Source organism: Hymenobacter edaphi (assembly GCF_003258365.1).
Taxonomy (GTDB): domain Bacteria; phylum Bacteroidota; class Bacteroidia; order Cytophagales; family Hymenobacteraceae; genus Solirubrum; species Solirubrum edaphi.
Window position 1 is genome coordinate 451,150 of the sequence record NZ_QHKM01000002.1, and the last position, 18,182, is coordinate 469,331.

An 18,182-nucleotide genomic window follows, 5' to 3' on the forward strand; every position below is an offset into this window, starting at 1 on the left:
TTAGTTGTGGAGAAAGGCTGTTGGGCCGAAAGTACTCTTGGGGCGCGTTCTACTCTCCTGTGCTCTGCTAGCTGCAAGCTTTTGGCGGTACCAGGCCGATGTAGAGACGCACCCTTGCGTCTCGTCGTTGAGCAGCTGATGTCCTGACGGCGCGGACGTAGAGACGCAATTATGCGCCTCTACGTCGCGCAAATGGCGTCGGCCGCTTACACCCCGCTGTAGGCGTTGAAGCCGCCGTCGACCAGAATGGTCTCGCCGCTGACGAAGCGGGAGGCGTCGCTGAGCAGGTAGATGAGCGTGCCGGTCAGCTCCTCGGGTTGGCCGAAGCGCTGGTAGGGCGTGCCGGCAATGAACTGCCGGGCGCGGGCCGTGGGGCTGCCGTCGGGGTTGACAAGCAGCGTGCGGTTTTGCTCGGTCAGGAACACGCCGGGGGCAATGGCGTTCATGCGGATGCCGCCGCCGTAGCGCAGGCCCAGCTCCACGGCCATCCATTGGGTGTAGGCTTCCACGGCTTTCTTGGCCATGGTGTAGCCCAGCACCCGCGTCAGCGGCCGTTGCGCCGTCAACGATGACACGTTCACGATGCTGCCCTTGCCCTTCTCGGCCATCACCCGCCCGAAGATGTTGGTCGGGATGACCGTGCCGAACAGATTCAGGTCGACCACGCGGCGGGTGTGGTCGAGGTTGAGGTCGAACAAGTCCTGGTCGGGGCCGATAACGGCGCCGGGCATGTTGCCGCCCGCCCCGTTCACCAGCCCGTCGACGGTGCCCCAGGTGCGGATGATTTCGTCGCAGGCGGCCTGCATCTGGGCCTGGTCGAGCACGTCGGCCAGCAGGGGAAGCGCCTCGCCACCGACGGCTTCGATGGCGGCCACCCGGGCCTGGGCCCGTTCGGCGTCGCGGCCCAGAATGGCCACTTTGGCGCCGGCCTCCGCCACGGCCAGCGACAGGGCCTCGCCCAGCACGCCGGTAGCGCCGGTGATGACGATGACTTTGCCTTCGAGGGAAAACTGGCTGAGCGCCGAAAGGCTGGGGGCGGGCGGAGTGGCGGGGGAAAAACTCATGGATACGGAATTAGCGGGGGTAGAGAGGTACTGTCATGTCGAGCGTGGCGAGGCATCTGGGTGAGTACACCCGATCGTATCCTGACCCAGATGTCTCGCTACCCTCGACATGACAGCCGGAGCGGTTACTGCAGCGTCAGCTTGCTTTCCAGGCGAATGTCGTCGGAGGCCGAGCCGATCATCAGCTGGAAGTCGCCGGGCTCGGCTACCCACTCCAGCTTCGCGTTGTAGAAGGCCAGCTTGTCCTGGTCGATGGTGAAGGTGAGGGTCTTGGTTTCGCCGGGTTTGAGGCTGATTTTCTGGAAGTCCTTTAGCTCCTTGAGCGGGCGGGCCACCGAGGCCACCAGGTCGCGCAGGTAAAGCTGCACCACTTCCTCGCCGGCCACTTTGCCGGTGTTGGTCACCGTGCATTGCAGCTGCACCGTCTGGCCGGCAGCCATCGTGGACTGGCTGATTTTCAGCCCGTCGTACTTGAACGAGGTGTAGCTCAGGCCGTGGCCGAAGGCGTAGCGCGGGGTGTTGGGCGAGTCGATGTAGGCCGATTTGTAGCGGATGTCGCCGGGCTTGGTGACGGGGCGGCCGGTGTTGTAGAGCTGGTAGCTGATGGGCACCTGGCCCAGGGAGCGGGGGAAGGTGCTCGGCAGCTTGCCCGCGGGGTTGTAGTCGCCGAAAAGCACGTCGGCCAGGGCGTGGCCGCCCTCCGAGCCGGGCCACCAGCCGTAGAGAATGGCGTCGGCCTGGTCGGCAATGGCATTGAACACCAGCGGGCGGCCGGCCATCAGGATGACCACTACGGGCTTGCCGGTGGCTTTCAGGGCCTGGAACAGCTCGGTTTGCACGCCCGGCAGGCCGATATCGGTGCGCGACTTGGCCTCGCCGCTCATGTCCCAGGTTTCGCCCACGCAGAGCACCACCACGTCGGAGGCCTTGGCGGCTTCGACGGCCGCGGCGAAGCCGGCGCGGGAGTCGCCCTGCACTTCGCAGCCCTTGGCGTAGCGCACCTGGGTGTTCTTGCCGGCGCGCTTGCTCAGGCCTCCGTACACCGAGGTAATCTGCGCGGTATCGGCCAGCACCACCCAACTGCCGGCCAGGTCGCGCTTGGCCTTGGCCAGCGGCCCGACGAGGGCAATGCTGCGCGGCTGGGCCAGGGGCAGGGCGTTGTTGTCGTTTTTGAGCAGCACCACCGATTTGCGCGCAATGTCGCGGGCGGCTACGCGGTGCTTGGGGTCGTTGAGCACCTGCTTTTCGCGCTTTTCGTCCGAGAAGCGGTAGGGGTCGTCGAACAGGCCCAGCTCGAACTTCTTGCGCAGGATGCGGCGCACGGCGTCGTCGAGCAGGGCGGGGTCGGCCTGGCCGTCCTTGATGGACTGGGCCAGCGTGGCGTGGTAGGCGTCGCTTTCCATGTCCATGTCGGAGCCGGCGGCCAGGGCTTTGCGGGCGGCGTCGGCCTTGTCGGTGGCGTAGCCCCAGGGCACCATCTCGCCGATGCTGCCCCAGTCCGATACCACGAAGCCCATGTACTGCCACTGGCCCTTCAGGATGTCGCGCTGCAGGTAGCGGCTGCCGGTGGCCGGGATGCCGTTGAGCGTGTTAAAGGAGTTCATGAACGTAGCCACGCCCGCGTCGGCCGCGGCCCGGAAGGGCGGCAAGTACACTTCCCAGAGCTGCTGTGGGCTCACGTCGACCACGTTGTACTCGCGGCCGGCCACGGCGGCCCCGTAGGCCGCAAAGTGCTTGGCGCAGGCCATGATGGCATCGGTGCCGCCCAGCTTTTCGCCCTGAAAGCCCAGCACCCGGGCCCGGGCAATCTGGCTGCCGAGGTAGGTGTCTTCGCCGGCGCCTTCCATTACGCGGCCCCAGCGCGGGTCGCGGCCCACGTCCACCATCGGCGCGAAGGTCCAGTGAATACCCGAAGCGGCGGCTTCGCGGGCGGCCACGTGCGCCGATTCGCGGATGGCGGCCAAGTCCCAGCTGGCGGCTTCGCCCAGCGGGATGGGGAAGACGGTCTGGTAGCCGTGGATAACGTCGAGGGAGAAGAGCAGCGGGATTTTCAGCCGCGACTTCAGCGCCTCGGCCTGAATCAGGCGGGTGTCGGCCACGCCCTTCACGTTCAGCATCGAGCCCACCTGCCCCGAGCGGATGCTGTTGAGCAGGTCGTTTTTGCGGTTGCTGGCCGGGCCGGTTACCTCGCGGCCGGAGTACTGGTTGAGCTGGCCGATTTTTTCCTCCAGGGTCATCTGCCCGAGCAGCGCGGCTATGCGCTGTTCGATGCTGGCGGCAGCGGGTGCAGCTGGAGCCGCCAAGGCAGTATTTTTCTTAACCTTTACCTTGGTTTTCTGGGCCAGCGCGGCAGGCGTGGCAGCTAGGAGCAGGCCGAGGAGCAGATGATGGTAGCGGGGTACGCGCATTCGATTCAGGGGTAAAAGAGCCGGGGAAATGGCCCGGCAAAGAACGTTCGTTGCACTCACTGGCGGCTACTGGCCGCAGCTGTTCCAGTGGCGCCGGCCCACCTCACTCACCAAGGTGCGCGGCGCCCGTTCCCGGCGAAACAGCTGCTTTCCCATTCCCCAATGCGGCCGGCAGCCGCCAGGTGAGAGCAACGTAATGGTTAAGGAAAAAGGAGGAAGAAGGCGCTTTTCAACGGTAGTCAAGTAGTCGTTCTTCCTTGTTCTTCACTCAGTTCAAGGCTTCCACGATGCCGTCGTAGGCGGGCTTTTTCTGGTAGCTGGCGTCGAAGGGCAGGGGCCAGTCGGGGCAGCTGCAGTAGCCGCGCACCCAGCTGTCGGCGTCCGAAACGTTCCAGGTGGTAATGCCGAAGCGCTGGGCGGCTGGCAGAGCGTTGTAGGTCTGCACGATGAGCTTGTACTTGGCTTTCTGGGCGCTGGCCAGGGCGTCGGACCAGGTCAGGGTGGCGAGGTTGGAGGGGTTCACGGCCACGTCCAGCTCCGAAATGTGCACCAGCAGCCCCGTCTGGGCGGCGGTGTTGATGGCGGCGGCCAGGTTGGCGTCCGAGCGGTTGATATTGGTGTGCATCTGCAGCCCGATGCCGTCGATGGGAATGCCGCGGGCCTTGAGGCCGTTCACCAGGCTGAGAATGGCGGTGCGCTTGGTCGGGCCATACTCGTGGCCGTAGTCGTTGTAGAAGAGCCTGGCGTCGGGGTCGGCCTGGCGGGCGTACTGAAAGGCGCGGGCAATGTAGTCGGGGCCGAGGTGCTGCCGCCACACGCTGGGGCGCAGGGTGCCGTCTTCGGCCACGGCCTCGTTCACCACGTCCCAGGAGGCCACCTGCCCGCGGAAATGCCCCACCACGGTCTGAATGTGGGTGCGCATCAGGTTTTCCCAGGCCGCCGAGTCACCCTGAAAGCCGGTCACCCAGGCGGGCAATGACTGGTGCCAGATGAGCGTGTGGCCGTGCACGCGGCTGTTGCTTTGGCGGGCGTACTGCACCAGGTAGTCGGCGTCAGCCCAGGTGTAGGTGGCCGCGTCCGGGTGCAGGCTGCGGAACTTCATGGCGTTTTCGCCCGTCACGCTGCGGTATTCCCGCGTCACCACGCCCTGGTAGCCGGCGTTGGCGCGCAGCAGCGTCACGTTGACGGCGGCGCCGAAGGGAAAGGCGGCTTCGCGCAGGCTGCCCAGGGCGGGCGGCAGGGGCGGCTCCGGGTCGGTGCCGGCGCCTTTCTTGCCACAGCCAGTGAGCAGCAGGATAAGCGAAAGGAAGGGCAGTGCTTTCATAGGCGCCTCTCCTTCCGGCCGCCCCCACCCCCGGCCCCTCCCCTCCGGGAGAGGGGAGCCAGATGATGCGGCTGAACCTGACGAAGGCTGGTTAGTTGCGGTGGGTGCTGCGTTTCGGGTTAGAATCGGGACTTGGCAGATTTAGCCTTCGACTTTGATTTCGGCGTCAACTCGGCTTTTGGCTTCGGCTTAGCCTCCGCCTGCAGCTTCAGCATGGCCTGGGCGTAGCGCTGACCCAGCAGGCGGGCCGAGGCCGCGTCGTAGTGCAGCTGGTCGCCGCGGTGCCGGGTGTTTTCGGCCGTGATGTAGGCGTAGTGCGGTACCGTTTGGGCGAGGCTGGCTACGGCCCGGTTGAGCTGTAGCGCGCCGTCGTTGATGCGGCGACGGCCCAGACTGTCGGGCCGCTCGTACTGAAAGGCGGGCAGCTGGGCGGCCACGAAGGGCACCTCGGGTGCGCCGAGGTCCTGGCGCAGACGGTTGATGAGGGCGGTCAGGTTTTGGGCGTAGGCGCTGCTTTTCTCCGGGCTGCTGTCGGCTTCGCCCTGGTTCCAGAGGATGCCGGCCAGCGTGCCGTGTTGCAGCGCCAGCCGCGCCCGGCGCAGGGCGTCGTCGTAGGGGTTGACCTTGGTATCGGGGAAAAAGGCGCCGGGCTGCCAGTAGCTGATGGCCGAGCCGCCCACCGCGCAGGGCACCAGCCCGATGACGGCCGCCGGCTCCGCCGCCGCCAGGGCCCGGCCGAAGCTCAGCCCCGGCCCCACGCCGGCCACCGGCTTATCGAAGTGCAGCGGGTCTTTAGCTTCTTCCCACTGCCCGGCCGCGTTCAGCCGCAGCACCCGCGCCGTAGCTGTGGTGTCCTGGGCTTCCACCACCCCGCGCCCCGCCATGTTCGACTGCCCCAGCAGCAAGTACACCCGCAGCTGCTCCCGGCGCGCCGGCGGCGCCACTGCCGTCCGCACTTTCGGCTTCAACCCCGCGGCCACGGGCCGGGCCGGCGTCTGGGCCAGGGCGGCCAGGGGCAGCAGCGTGGTGAAGAGGGTTAGGCGGAGCATCTTGGGGTTGGTTTTTGGTTCAGGCCGTTATGTCGAGCTGGTCGAGACGTCCCGCGTGGGAAACGGTGTGCGCTAGGTTTTCCCGCTGAGGGATATACCAGCAGACGTCAGCACGCGAGATGCTTGCCTACGGCGACCTTCGGTTCGGCTGCGCCTCTGCATGACGTTCTGATTACTTTTTCTGCGTGTCGAAGTAGTCGGCCAGGCGGTACATCTGCTGGTTTAGCTCGCGCATGGGCAGCAGCAGGGGCTGGTAGGGCTCGAAGCGGTAGTTGACGATGCCCTTGTTGGCGTCGGTGTTGGAGGGCTCGGCGCCTTTCAGGGTGGGGTCGTTGTCCTGGTACTTAAACCAGTGCCAGCCCACGCAATTCTTCGATTCCAGCAAACCCAGCGTGAAATTCTGGTAGAACTTGCCCCGGTCGGCCTGGGTGCGCACCACCCAGCCGGCGCCGGCGGTGTTGGCCAGGCCGGGGGCGTCTTCGCCCTTCACGTACCATTCCGTGACGATGAAAGGCTTCTGGGCCAGCTTTTCCCACTCGCTCACCCACTTGGGCTCGGGCGTCCAGTTGTTGTAATAGTTGATGCTGACCACGTCCACGTACTTGCCCGTCACCTGCATCAGCTCGGGGTAGTAGCGCTGGGCGCCGTGGAAGCGGCAGCCGAGGTACATATGGTTGGGGTCGTACTTCTTCAGCGCCCGGGCCACCGTGCTGAAGTACTTGTCGGCCACGAAGGCCAGGAAGTCCTGCCGGTGCTGGTCGGTTATAGTTTCCAGGGTGATGTTGCGCGCGTCGGCCCACTGCCTGGCGGCCTGGTAGCCGGGCTCGGTCTGGGGCAGCTTGAGGTAGCCATCGAGGTTTTTGCGCAGCAGCGGCATCTCGTTGTCGGAGAAGTAGCCGAACAGGTTCCGGTCGTCCTTGTACTTGGTGAGCTGCTGGGCGTACTGCTCGCAGAACTCCGCGAAGCCCGGGTCGAAGGCGAAGATGACGTCGTTGGGGTAGCCCTTGTGCCCAGGCTGCACGTAGGTGCCGCCGCGCTTGTCGCCGTACTTGGCCATGAAGTCCAGGTTCACGGTGTAGGCCAGCGGCCGGTCTGCCTTGGCGTTTTCCGCCCGGATTTCCTCGTTGGCCGCCCACGCCCCCGCGCCGTTGAACCCGTTGTCAACGAGTAGCTGCCGGGTTTTGCGCATCCAACCCGCCTTGTCGCCAAACTGCTCCTTGAGCGCCTGCTGAGCCCGCTCCGAGCCGACGGCCTGCACGTTGTTGGGCGCGTTGTGCAGGAAGAAATAGCCCTCCGGGTCCACGGCCCACCAGCGCCCGTCCACTTTCTTCACGTAGTAGAAACCGGTGGCCGTGGTGCGCTTATCGAGGCGCCCGCCGTATTTGCTCAGCTTGGTTTTGCCCGGCTTGAAGCCCCGCAGCTGCGCGATGTTGCGCGTGGCGTAGCTCTTGTAGGGCGAAAACGAAGCCGTGCCGTCGATTTTGGAGTTGTTGAGCGTCTTCTTCGCGTCGACGCGCAGGGTGTACTCGGTGGTGTCGAGCCGCTGGGCCCGGGCGGTAAGGCCAGTGAGGAGCAGCAGGCCAACTACTGCCAGCCGGGAGGCCCACATGGCCCCGGATGCCCAGGGTTTCAACCCTGGGAGGGCGTCCGGGCCGTTCTGCGTATCAATAGCCCAGGGTTTCAACCCTGAGGCCGCAGCGTTTGGAGTGCGCATTATTTCCCGTCGTATTGCTTGGCCAGCTGCCGGTAGTACTCCTGCAGCACGTAGAAAGCCTTTTTCTTCACCCCGGTGCTCGAAATCAGGCCTTTGCGGTTGAAGCCCTGCTGGTACACCGGGTGCTGCCGGCGGGTGGCGCGGAAGTCGGCCAGAATCCACGGGGTCATGCCGCGCAGGTTCTTGATGGTGCTCAGCATCTTGATCTGCTGCTGGTACAGCGCCTCCTGGTACTCCTCGCTCCAGCGCGTGTCGGCGTCGGCGTGGTAGCCAGCCAGGGCGTCGCCGCCAAACTCGCTGATGGTCACCGGCTTGTTGTACTTGATGTCGAAGGTGTACTTGGTAATTTCGCTGGGCTTGCCGCCCCAGTACCAGCCGGCGTACTCGTTGATGCTCGTCAGGTCCAGAAACTCGCCCAGCGGGTCGTCCACGTGGATGACGTTGTCGGGGGTGCGGTGCAGCTCCAGGGCGGCCGAAATCAGGCGGGTGTCATCGAGGCTGCGGGCTTTCTGGGCCAGGCTGCTCATGAATTTCAGGCGCGGCTCGCTCAGCGGCGTCTCGTTGCCGATGCTCCACACGACCACGCTGGCGCGGTTTTTCCCGAGCGAAATCAGGTCCGAAAGCTGGTTTTCGGCGTTCTGGTAGGTGGCGGGGTTCTGCCAGGCAATGGTCCAGTACACCGGCACCTCGCCCCACACCAGCAGGCCCATTTCGTCGGCCAGCTTGAGCATGGTTTCGTTGTGCGGGTAGTGGGCCAGGCGCACGTAGTTGCAGCCCAGTTCCTTGGCCCAGGTCAGCAGCATGCGCAGGTCACCCTCGCCCCGGGCCCGGCCCGGAATCAGCGGATTCTCGTCGTGCATCGAAATGCCGCGCATGAAAATCGACTTGCCGTTCAGCAGAATATCCGCGCCCCGCGTCTCGATGGTGCGGAAGCCGATGCGGTCCTGCACCTGGTCGGTGCCGGTGCTCAAGGTCACCGCGTACAGCTTGGGCGTCTGCGGCGACCAAAGCGTGAGCTTCCGGGCCGGCACCGTGAAGCTGGCGCGGCCCTCACCGTCGGTTTTCACCTGCTGCGTGATTTTGGCCTCCGGAATGCTCAGCGTCACCGTCTGATTCGCCTTGGCCTCACCCGTCAGCTGCACGAAGCCGGCGAGCTGGCCCATATTGCCCTTGGCCAGCTGCACTTTGTAGTCGCTGATGAAGGTCTGCGGCGTCTCGGCCACGAATACGTCCCGGGTCATGCCGCCGTAGTTCCACCAGTCGGTGTTGATGGTCGGGACTTCCTCCGGGCGGCGGGTGTTGTCGGCCTTCACCACCACGAAGTTGTCCCCGCCCGGGTTCAGCCGGTCGGTGATGTCGTACTGAATCGGGGTGAAGCCGCCCTTGTGCATGCCCAGCTTCTTGCCGTTCAAATACACGTGCGCCTCGTAGTTGATGGCCCCGAAGTACAGGTGGTACCGCTTGCCGGCTTTGGGCTGCAGGTTGAAGCTTTTCTTGTACCAGATGGTGCCCTCGTAGTAGAGCAGCTCCGGCCGCTGGGAGTTCCAGTCGCCGGGCACCTGCAGGGCGTCGGCGTGGTCGAAGTCGTACTCAATCAGCTCGGTCTCCTGCTTGGTGCTGGGCTTGGCGTTGTCGTAGTAGCCGCCCTTGCCGCTTTTCGACTGGTCAAAAGCCTCGCGGCGGTAGTCGTAGAAGCCGTTTTCGTAGGGGTCGATGATGTAGTTCCAGCGGCCGTTCAGGCTGAGCACCCGGCGGCCGGGCGCGTTCTGAATCAGGGTCGACTGGGCCAGCAGCGGCTGGGTGGCAAAGCTGCCGGCCAGCAAGAGAAAAGCGGCGGCCAGCGTCTGCAGCGAGGTGCGGAATGTCATTGGTGAGATGGTGAGATGGTGAGATGGTGAGTGGTGAAATGGTGAGTGTTGTTCTGCTGGCGCTACCTGCACGGTGCCGCGCTGCTCGAACGTCAAACTCACCATTTCACCACCTCACCATTTCACCACTTTAGTTGTAGCCCGGGTTCTGGGTCAGAATCGGGTTGGTCTGGATTTCCTGCACCGGGATGGGGAACAGCAAATCGTTCTGGTCGATGCGGGTGGCCGAGCCGGTGCGGGTGAAGAAGGCGTTCATCACCGGAATGGCGCGGTCGGTGCGCACCAGGTCAAACCAGCGGTGCCCCTCGAAGCTCAGCTCCAGGCGACGCTCCAGCTCGATGCGGGTGCGCAGCGCCTGGGTGGTGGTGCTGGCGGGCAGGTCTACGTTGGCGTTGGGCGTGTTTACCGGCAGGTTGCGCGAGCGGCGGATAACCTGGTTGACGGCCGTCAGGGCCGAGGTGTTGGGGCCGCTGGCTTCGTTCACGGCCTCGGCGTACATCAGCAGCACGTCGGCGTGGCGCAGCACAATCCAGTCATTCTCCGCGTCGGTGGCGCTGGTGGGCGTGTCGATGTACTTCTTGGTGTAGTACTGCGCGTTGGCGGCCGGGTTGCTCGGCAGGGTGTAGGACGTGGCGGCGCGCACGTCGGTGGTGCCGCTGGCGGTGAAGGCCGCCACCAGGTCGGTATCCACGGTGTTGAACTGCTGCCCGGTGAAAGCCGCGCCCAGCAGCGCCGTCGACTGCGCGGAGCTGTAGGCGGGCATAAACCAGGTGGTAAAGGCGCTGCCCAGGCCCAGGGCGCCCTTGGTGTAGCGCGCCGCGAAGATGATTTCGTTGTTCATCTCGTTGCTGGTGGCGAAGATGTTGGCGTACACCGGCAGCAAGGAGTAGGTGGTACCCGTGGCCAGAGCCTGCAGCTTGTCGGCGGCCTGCTGGTACTTCTTCTGGGTGAGCAGCACCTTGCCCAGCAGGGCGGTGGCGGCGCCCTTGGTGGCGCGGCCCAGGCTGGTGCCGGTTTGCGTCACGGGCAGGTTGGCTTCGGCAAAGGCCAGGTCCTGCTCGATCTGCGCGTACACCTCCGCGGCCGGCCGGCGGCCAAACTGGTAGGCGTCCGGAATGCTCTCGATTTCCTGGGTTACCAGCGGCACGTCGCCCCAGATGCGCACGGCGTTGAAGTAGGCCAGCGCCCGGATAAAGCGCACCTCGCCGTAGTAGCGGTTGCGGGTGGCCGCGGTGAGCTTGATGGCCCCGGCCCGGCTGAGCACGATGTTGCAGCGGGCAATGGCGCGGTACGTCGACTGCCAGTAGCTCTGCACGTGCTGGTTGTCGCTGATGAGGGTGAAGTCGTTGAACTCGTTCAGTCGCTCGCCGGAGGTAACGGTGAAGCTGTTGTCGGAGGGAATTTCGGCGAAGACAAACCAGCCCCGGCTGCCGCCCGAGCGGCCGTAGAAGTCCTGCAGCGACGAGTAGGCGGCCGTCACCCCGTTGAAGATGCTCAGCGAGTCGGTGTAGCCCTCGGTGGTGGGCAGGCGCGTCGGGTCGTTCAGCTCCAGGAACTGCTTGTCGCAGGAGCTGGTGCTGAAGGCCAGTAGGCCCAGCAGCGCCGCGGCGCTGGTGCCGGTCAGTATATTTTTGTAGGAGAAAGTCATGGTGGGAAAGACGTCTGTCATGCTGAGCTTGTCGAAGCATCTCTACCGATAGTAATCTACTATCTGACGAAGCGGTAGAGATGCTTCGACAAGCTCAGCATGACGTTCTGAAAGAGTTAGAAGCCAACTTGCACGCCCACGGTGAGGGTCCGGTTCATCGGGTAGGAGCCCTGATCGACGCCGTAGGTCGGGTTGGTGGTGTTGCCGTAGTTGTTGGCTTCGGGGTTGTAGCCCACGTACTTGGTGAAGGTGTACAGGTTCTGCACCGAGGTGTAGATGCTCGCGTTCTGCAGGCTGGCCTTCTTCACCCACTCGACGGGCAGGTTGTAGCGCAAGGTCACGTTGCGCACCCGCAGGAAGGAGGCGTCGTGCATGAAGTAGGAGTTGAACACCGTGCGCAGCGAGCCGGAGGTCGTGGCGCGGGGCGTTTTGCCGTCGCCGGGGTCCTCGGGGCTGCGCCAGCGGTTCTCCATCTCGGCGCGGGCATTGAGCACGCCCGGCTGGTTGAAGGTGTACCGGTCGCCGCCGTAGAGCACGTCGCTGCCCTGCGAGCCTTGCAGCGTGACGGCCAGCGAGAGGCCCTTGTAACCGAAGGTGTTCTGCAGGCCGTAGGTGAAATCGGGGAAGGGGTTGCCGATGACGGTGATGTCCGCCGTGTTGATCTGCCCGTCGCCGTTCACGTCCTTGAACTTGAAGTCGCCCGGCACGATGGCCTGGTTGCTGGCCGTCCACTTCGGGCTGCTGTCCACGTCGGCCTGGTCGCGGTACACTCCCTCCTGCACGTAGCCGTAGAACACGCCCAGCGGCTGGCCCGGCACCACCCGGATGGAGCTGGTGTAGCCAAACACCGCGTCGAAGGTGATTTGCTCGTTGGCGCCGGCCAGGGCAATGACTTCGTTGCGGTTCAGGGTGAAGTTGGCCGCGGTGCTCCAGGTGAAGTCGCCCTCCACGATGTTGGCCGTGTTCAGCTGGATTTCCAGGCCGCGGTTGCGCACCTCGCCCACGTTGGCCAGGGCCCGCGAGGAGTAGCCCAGCAGGGAGGGAATGTTGCGGTTCAGCAGCAGGTCGGTGGTGTTGCGCTGGTAGCCGGCCACCGTCAGGTACACCCGGTCGCGCCACAAGCCCAGGTCGAAGCCCGCGTCGTACTGGGTGTTGGTTTCCCAGCCCAGGTTGCGCAGGGCCACGCCGTTGGGCGAGAAGCCGTAGAAGCGCGTGCCGGTACCGGTGCCAAACACGTAGTTGGCGGCCGTCTGGTAGCTCTGGTAGTTGTAGTCGCCGATGTTGTTGTTGCCGGTCACGCCGTAGGAGGCGCGCAGCTTCAGCTCACTGATGGCCGGAATGGCCTTGATGAAGCTTTCCTCGCCCACGCGCCAGGCCAAAGCCAGCGAGGGGAAGGTGGCGTAGCGGTTGTCGGGGCCGAAGCGGGAGCTGCCGTCGGTGCGCAGCGCGGCCGTCAGGATGTACCGCTCCCGGAAAGCGTAGTCGACGCGGCCAAACAGCGAGGTAAGCGAGTTGGCCGAGTAATTGGCCTGCCCGAACAGCTGCCCGGCGGCCGTGGCGTACTCGATGTCGGTGTTGGTGTAGGTGCCGGTCTGGCCCAGCACGGTGCTGCCCTCGTTGGTGTTGCGCTGGGCCGAGTAGCCGGCCAGCAGGGTCAGGTTGTGGTCGGCGCCGAAGGCGCGGTTATACGTCGCCGTGTTTTCCCACACCCAGTTCAGGTTGGTGCTGTTGCTCTGGCGCGCGTCCACGTTGTTGAGCACCGGCGTGGAGAGGTTGGCGCTGGGGTTGCTGACGGTGCCCAGCGTGGCCGGCACGTAGATGGCGCGGCGCGAGTTGAGCAGCTCCGCCCCGAAGTTGGTGCGCAGGTTCAGGCCCTTGATGATTTCAAAATCGAGGAACGAGGAGCCCAAAGCGCGCACGGCGCTGGTGCGGTCCTGGTACAGGTCGATGGGGGCCAGCGGGTTTAGCAGGTCGCCCGGGGCGGTGATGCCGAGGCCCGCGTTGCGGATGGCGGCGTAGTCGCCGTTGGCCAGGTACTTAGGCACGATGGGCGGCAGAATCAGGGCCGCCGTCACGATGGCCGTTTCGCCGCCGGGGCCGCCGCCCGAGATGTTGCCCCCGTTGAAGCTGCCCGAAATCGGCTTCACGTCGGTGCGGGTGAAGTTCGGCGCCAGGCTCAAACCCAGCTTCAGCTTCTTGCTCAGCTGCGCGTCGTAGTTGGCGCGCAGGGCAAACCGGTCGAAGCCGGTGCCCTCAATCACCCCGTCCTGCTTGAAGTAGCTGCCCGAGACGTAGAAGCGCGAGAGGTTGGTGCCGCCCGAGGCCGAAAGCTGGTACTGCTGCTGCAGGCCGGTGCCGAAGATTTCGTTTTGCCAGTCGGTGTCGGCCAGCTCCGGGGCGCCTTCCAGCAGCTGGGCCGGAATGGCGCGGTTGCCGTTGCGGTACGACTCGCGCAGGTAGTCCAGGTACTGGTCGCGGCCCAGCATATCCACCTTCTTGGCCACCTGGATGATGCCGGTGTTGGCCGTGAAGTTGAAGCGGGTCTTGCCGTCGTTGCGCCCGCGCTTGGTCGTCACAATCACGATGCCGTTGCCGCCGCGGGAGCCGTAAATGGCGCAGGCCGCCGCGTCCTTCAGGATCTGCACCGACTGGATGTCGCCGGGCGGAATCTGGTTGTAGCTGTCGGCGCTGTTGAGCGGGTAGCCGTCCACCACGTACAGCGGGGAGTTGCCGGCCGAAATCGAGCCCAGGCCGCGGATGCGGATAACGGCGCCGGCGCCCGGCTCGCCCGAGGGCTCGGTAATCTGCGCCCCGGCCACCAGGCCCACCAGCGCCTCGTTGGGCGAGGACACCGGCAGCAGCTCCACTTCCTTGGCCGAAATCGAGGCAATGGAAGTCGTCAGCAGCTTTTTCTCCTGCACCCCGTAGCCCACCACCACCACTTCGCTCAGCGTCTTGTTGTCGGGCTGCAGGCTCACGCCCACGGTGCTGCGGCCGCTCACCGGCACTTCCTGCGCCAGGTAGCCGATAAAGCTGAACACCAGCGTAGCATCCCCGGGCGCGGTGATTTTGTAGCGGCCGTCGGGGTCGGTCTGGGTGCCGTTGGCGGTGCCCTTCACCACCACGTTGACGCCGGGAATGCCCTGGCCCTTTTCGTCGACCACGCGGCCCGAAATGGTGCCGTCGGCAAGGATGGTGGTGGGGGCAGCGGCCGGCGCGCCGGCCAGGCTGGCCGTAGCCAGCGCGGCGGGCACCGGCAGCAGCACCAGCGGCTTCACAAGCCAGCGCAGGGGAAATTGGAGTAAAGAACGAGGCATGCGGGAGGGAGTGGGAATAAAGGTGTGTGCTAGGGAAAAAGGCCGGAGCGGGGCGTCGACGATGCCGGGCGATGGGGCTGAGCCGGAATCGATATCGAGCGGGGTAAGCAGCCCGAATGCCGGCTGGGGAAGGGGAGCGTGGGTTGGGGTGAGCGGGCACTCAACGCCGTTTCGGTCAGGGCTTTGGCGCGGAAGCGCGCCGGGCCGGGAGCGAGGGTGGGGAAGGGTGGATTTCTGTCGTTTTGCAGCGTCTGAGCGCATTTGACAGAACTAAGTACAGCATACTTGCAGGCCGCTGACCCTTTGCCGATTGGGTTTATTTACGGAAACGTTTTCGAAAAAAACGCCGCAACTCACCGCCGCGGGCGCCCGCAACCGGGCAAATCCGAGCGCCTGACGCGGTTGTGAGTAAGCAGTTACTACGCCCGGATAATGGCCGGTGAGGTGCCGCTGGGGCAGGGGCAGGCACGCAGGGGGCAGCGGAGTGGTGCACCGGCCAGCCAGGGCCAAAACGCGGTTAACTGCGCGCTACCCGCTATCTTCACCGGCTACCTACCCGGCCCCGTCACGGCGGCCGGGCGCTTTTCTCTCTTTGCTTGCCCTTGCCCCGCGCATGCCCGCTTCGCCCCTGCAACGCACCAACCTTAAAAAGCTGGCGCAAGAACTTAACCTCTCGATTTCCACCGTTTCGCGGGCCCTCAACGACAGCTACGAAATAGCCGCCGACACCAAGGAGCGCGTCAAGCAGAAGGCGCAGGAGCTGGGCTACGAGCCCAATCCCTACGCCAGCGGCCTGCGCAGCCGCAAAAGCAAAACCATCGGGCTGGTCATTCCTGAAGTGGCCAACAACTTCTTTTCCCTGGCCATCGACGGGGTGGAGGAAATTGCGCGGGCCAACGACTACCACGTGCTCATCTACCTCACCCACGAAAGCCACGAGCGGGAAGCCACCATCATTCAGCACTTGGCCGGCGGGCGCGTCGACGGCATTCTGATGTCGGTGGCCAGCGAGAGCCCCGACGCCAGCCACCTCGCCACCCTGGTGGAAAGCAACGTGCCGCTGGTGTTTTTCGACCGGGTGGGGGAGGGCATTGCCACCGCCCGCGTCACCACCGACGACTACGCCAGCGGCTACCGCGCCACCGAGCACCTCGTCGAGCAGGGCTGCCGCCGCGTGGCCTACCTGCTCATTTCCGACACGCTGTCCATCGGGCAGAAACGCATGGAGGGCTACCGCGCCGCCCTGCAGGCCCACGGCCTGCCCGCCGACGCGGCGCTCATCGTGCCCGGCACCCTCGACCGCGACCAGAACACCCGGCGCATCCGGGAGCTGCTGGAGCAGGACCCGGCCATCGACGGCATCTTTGCCTCCGTCGAGACGCTGGCCATCAGCAGCTACGAGGCCTGCCAGCAGCTGGGCCGCCGGGTGCCCGAAGAGGTGAAAATCATCAGCTTCTCCAACCTGGCCACCGCCGCCTACCTCAATCCGCCGCTGACCACCATCCGGCAGCCGGCCTACGAGATGGGCAAAAAAGCGGCGGAAATCCTGTTCCGGGCCATCAGCAGAAACCGCCCGGTGCTCCCCACCCAGAGCGCCGAGCTGCAGTCGACGCTGGTGGTGCGCCGCTCCACGGGCGGGTAGGGCGCGGCCCCAGGCTGCTGAACAAGCGAAACCGCCGGCTGGGACCTTCAGCCGGCGGTTTTCTTGGAGCGGTTTATCGGCCCCAAAACCTGGGCCCGGGGCGCCACCCAGCGCATGCCCCGCGTGGCGTTTTTCGGCGCGGGCTAGGGCCGGTCGGGCGCCGGCGGCTCGGTCAGGCGCAGCCGCAGCTGCGCCGCTTCGTCTTCCAGGGCCAGGGTGCGAAACCGGATTTTGGCCTCCAGGTCCAGTTGGGCGCGTTCCAGCTCGTCTTCGCGCTGGCGCAGGGCCTGTTCGATCTGCTTTTGGGCGTGGATGTCGGTGCAGGAGCCGAACCACTTCTGCACCCGGCCCGCCGCGCCGAGCAGCGGCTGGGCCCGCCCGATAAACCAGCGGTAGGCGCCGTCGTGGCGGCGCAGGCGGTACTCGATTTCGTAGGGTGCGGCGTCGCGCACCGATTCCGTCCAGCGAGCAAGGCAGCGGGCCAGGTCGTCGGGGTGCAGCACCGTCTGCCAGCCCGAAGCCAGGGCCTGCGCGGGCGTCTGGCCGGTGTAGTGCAGCCAGACGGGGTTGAAGTACGTTACCGCGCCGTCGGGCTGGGCAATCCAGAGCATGCCGGGCGCCAGTTCCACCAGCTGCTGCAGCTCCTGCTGGCGTTGCCGGTGCCGGAGCGCCTCGGTCTGCAGCTCGGTAATATCCTTGGTGATGCCCTGAAAGCGCAGCGCCTGGCTACGGGCCGCGTCGAACACGGCCAGGCCGGTGGTGCGCACCCAGCGCACCTGTCCCTCGGGCAGCAGCACGCGGTATTCCACCGTGAGGCGGCCGGTGCCGCTTGGGTCGAGGGCCTGGGTGAGCTGCTGCTCCACCCGGGCGCGGTCGTCGGGGTGAGAGGCGCCCAGCACGTCGGCCAGGGTCACGTCGGCGTCGGGCAACAGGCCAAAGAGGTGCTTGCAGCGGGCCGAGCAGGTGAAGCGGTGGGCGGGCAGATCCATTTCCCACACGCCGATGCCGGCGGCATTCAGCGCCGCGTCGATGCGTTCCGGGGTCAGGGCAGAGCCGAGAGAGGCAGGCATTAGGGCAAGGGTGAGGCGTGCGACGTCAGGGGTGGGTGAGCTGCAGCTCCAGCCCCGACTGAAAATACAGCACCATCTGCCGCACGCTCCCGTCGGACGAGCGGCGCAGGCGCGTAATTAGGGCTTGGGCTGCGCCCTCGGGCAGGCGCAGCACCAGAAACGGCTGGCCCAGCTGCGCGTGGCGCTGCAGGTGCCAGGTGCCGGCGAGGGGGGCGCCAACGCCGTTTTGCAGCTGCAGGGCGTCGGCGGTGAGGTGTAAGTGCGTAGCTTCGCCCCACAGCGGCTCGGGGGCTGCGGCCGCGCGCAGCTGCACAATGCGCCAGGGCCCGAGCAGCTGCGAAGCGGCCAGCGCTGGTAAATTCACGTCGTATAACGCGGTCAGATCAGACACGGGCCGGCGGCGGGTAAGAGGTCGATTGAATACTCATCAGCATGCAGCCGAGTCGTTTTATTCTGGCCAGGGTGGGCCGTTTTGCGTAAACACAGGAATTTTCCACCCAAGCCGTACTTGTCATGAGCCCAACTGAAGGTGACCCCACCCCTGAGCCAGCAGTACCGTCCGATGCCGCTTCGGAAAACTCCGAATACGCAGTGGAGCCTCCGGCGGAGGATTTGGGTATGACAAAAATAGAGAAAAGTATTACACAAATCGTGGAGGAGACGCCGCCGGAGCAACCCGGCGACGCGGCCGTGGTGGAAGTGCCGCTGGGCCGGGGCCGCCGCCCCGGCCGCCCGCCGCGCACCACCGAGGCGCCCGTCACGTGGTCGGTGCGCGGGGTGAGCCGCGACGCGCGCGCCAGCTTCGAGCGGGGCGCGGCCCGGGCCGGCAAGACGCTGGGCCAGTACCTGAACGATGACGTGCGCCGCCTGGTGGAGCAGCAGCTGGCCGAAACCAACCCGCCGGCCACCCTGCAGGCCGAAATTCAGTACCTGCGCCAGCTGGTCGAAAACCTGACCACCATGATCGGCGCCACCCCGCCCGCCGCGGCCCGGGACGAGGCACCGCCCGCGGCCGAGTAATACCCGCCGCGGCCGTTCGTTTGCTATACTTGGGGCGGCCAGCGGGCCCGGAGCGGGC

General features: G+C 65.7%; 12 protein-coding genes. 2 read left to right on the plus strand and 10 right to left on the minus strand.

The window, feature by feature from the left end; all coding sequences use genetic code 11:
• Positions 1-206 precede the first annotated feature (206 nt).
• The 8 genes from DLM85_RS09505 to DLM85_RS09540 form a co-directional block, all read right to left on the minus strand.
• Positions 207-1,064, minus strand: a complete 858-nt coding sequence (locus DLM85_RS09505) for an SDR family oxidoreductase (RefSeq protein WP_111477868.1) — start codon at positions 1,062-1,064, stop codon at positions 207-209.
• A gap of 125 nt (positions 1,065-1,189) precedes the next feature.
• Positions 1,190-3,472, minus strand: coding sequence for a glycoside hydrolase family 3 N-terminal domain-containing protein (locus tag DLM85_RS09510; protein ID WP_111477869.1), 2,283 nt, complete (start codon positions 3,470-3,472; stop codon positions 1,190-1,192).
• Between the two features lie 268 nt (positions 3,473-3,740).
• The gene (locus tag DLM85_RS09515) at positions 3,741-4,796 is read right to left on the minus strand and encodes an endo-1,4-beta-xylanase (protein ID WP_111477870.1); all 1,056 of its coding nucleotides are present in this window, start codon (positions 4,794-4,796) and stop codon (positions 3,741-3,743) included.
• 119 nt (positions 4,797-4,915) lie between these two features.
• The gene (locus tag DLM85_RS09520) at positions 4,916-5,845 is read right to left on the minus strand and encodes a sialate O-acetylesterase (RefSeq protein ID WP_111477871.1); all 930 of its coding nucleotides are present in this window, start codon (positions 5,843-5,845) and stop codon (positions 4,916-4,918) included.
• A gap of 172 nt (positions 5,846-6,017) precedes the next feature.
• A complete protein-coding gene (locus DLM85_RS09525; RefSeq protein WP_111477872.1) occupies positions 6,018-7,454 on the minus strand; it encodes an agarase in 1,437 nt (478 codons plus the stop codon).
• Between the two features lie 104 nt (positions 7,455-7,558).
• On the minus strand, positions 7,559-9,427 hold the full coding sequence (locus tag DLM85_RS09530; protein WP_111477873.1) for a glycoside hydrolase family 2 protein: 1,869 nt from the start codon (positions 9,425-9,427) through the stop codon (positions 7,559-7,561).
• Between the two features lie 130 nt (positions 9,428-9,557).
• Positions 9,558-11,075, minus strand: coding sequence for a RagB/SusD family nutrient uptake outer membrane protein (locus DLM85_RS09535; protein WP_165822075.1), 1,518 nt, complete (start codon positions 11,073-11,075; stop codon positions 9,558-9,560).
• A 116-nt stretch (positions 11,076-11,191) separates the two neighbouring features.
• Positions 11,192-14,392 carry a SusC/RagA family TonB-linked outer membrane protein gene (locus DLM85_RS09540; RefSeq protein WP_165822076.1) on the minus strand — a complete coding sequence of 1,067 codons (3,201 nt, stop codon included), beginning with the start codon at positions 14,390-14,392 and terminating at the stop codon, positions 11,192-11,194.
• 613 nt (positions 14,393-15,005) lie between these two features.
• On the opposite strand from DLM85_RS09540, the gene DLM85_RS09545 reads away from it, so the two are divergent.
• Positions 15,006-16,034, plus strand: coding sequence for a LacI family DNA-binding transcriptional regulator (locus DLM85_RS09545; protein ID WP_207890999.1), 1,029 nt, complete (start codon positions 15,006-15,008; stop codon positions 16,032-16,034).
• A 143-nt stretch (positions 16,035-16,177) separates the two neighbouring features.
• Here DLM85_RS09545 and DLM85_RS09550 read toward each other — a convergent pair whose 3' ends face one another.
• The gene (locus tag DLM85_RS09550; RefSeq protein WP_111477876.1) at positions 16,178-17,104 is read right to left on the minus strand and encodes a PAS domain-containing protein; all 927 of its coding nucleotides are present in this window, start codon (positions 17,102-17,104) and stop codon (positions 16,178-16,180) included.
• A 25-nt stretch (positions 17,105-17,129) separates the two neighbouring features.
• Complete coding sequence (locus DLM85_RS09555) at positions 17,130-17,495, minus strand: hypothetical protein (RefSeq protein ID WP_133256992.1); 366 nt, start codon at positions 17,493-17,495, stop codon at positions 17,130-17,132.
• 260 nt (positions 17,496-17,755) lie between these two features.
• On the opposite strand from DLM85_RS09555, the gene DLM85_RS09560 reads away from it, so the two are divergent.
• Positions 17,756-18,124 carry a hypothetical protein gene (locus DLM85_RS09560; protein ID WP_111477878.1) on the plus strand — a complete coding sequence of 123 codons (369 nt, stop codon included), beginning with the start codon at positions 17,756-17,758 and terminating at the stop codon, positions 18,122-18,124.
• The last annotated feature ends 58 nt before the right edge of the window (positions 18,125-18,182 follow it).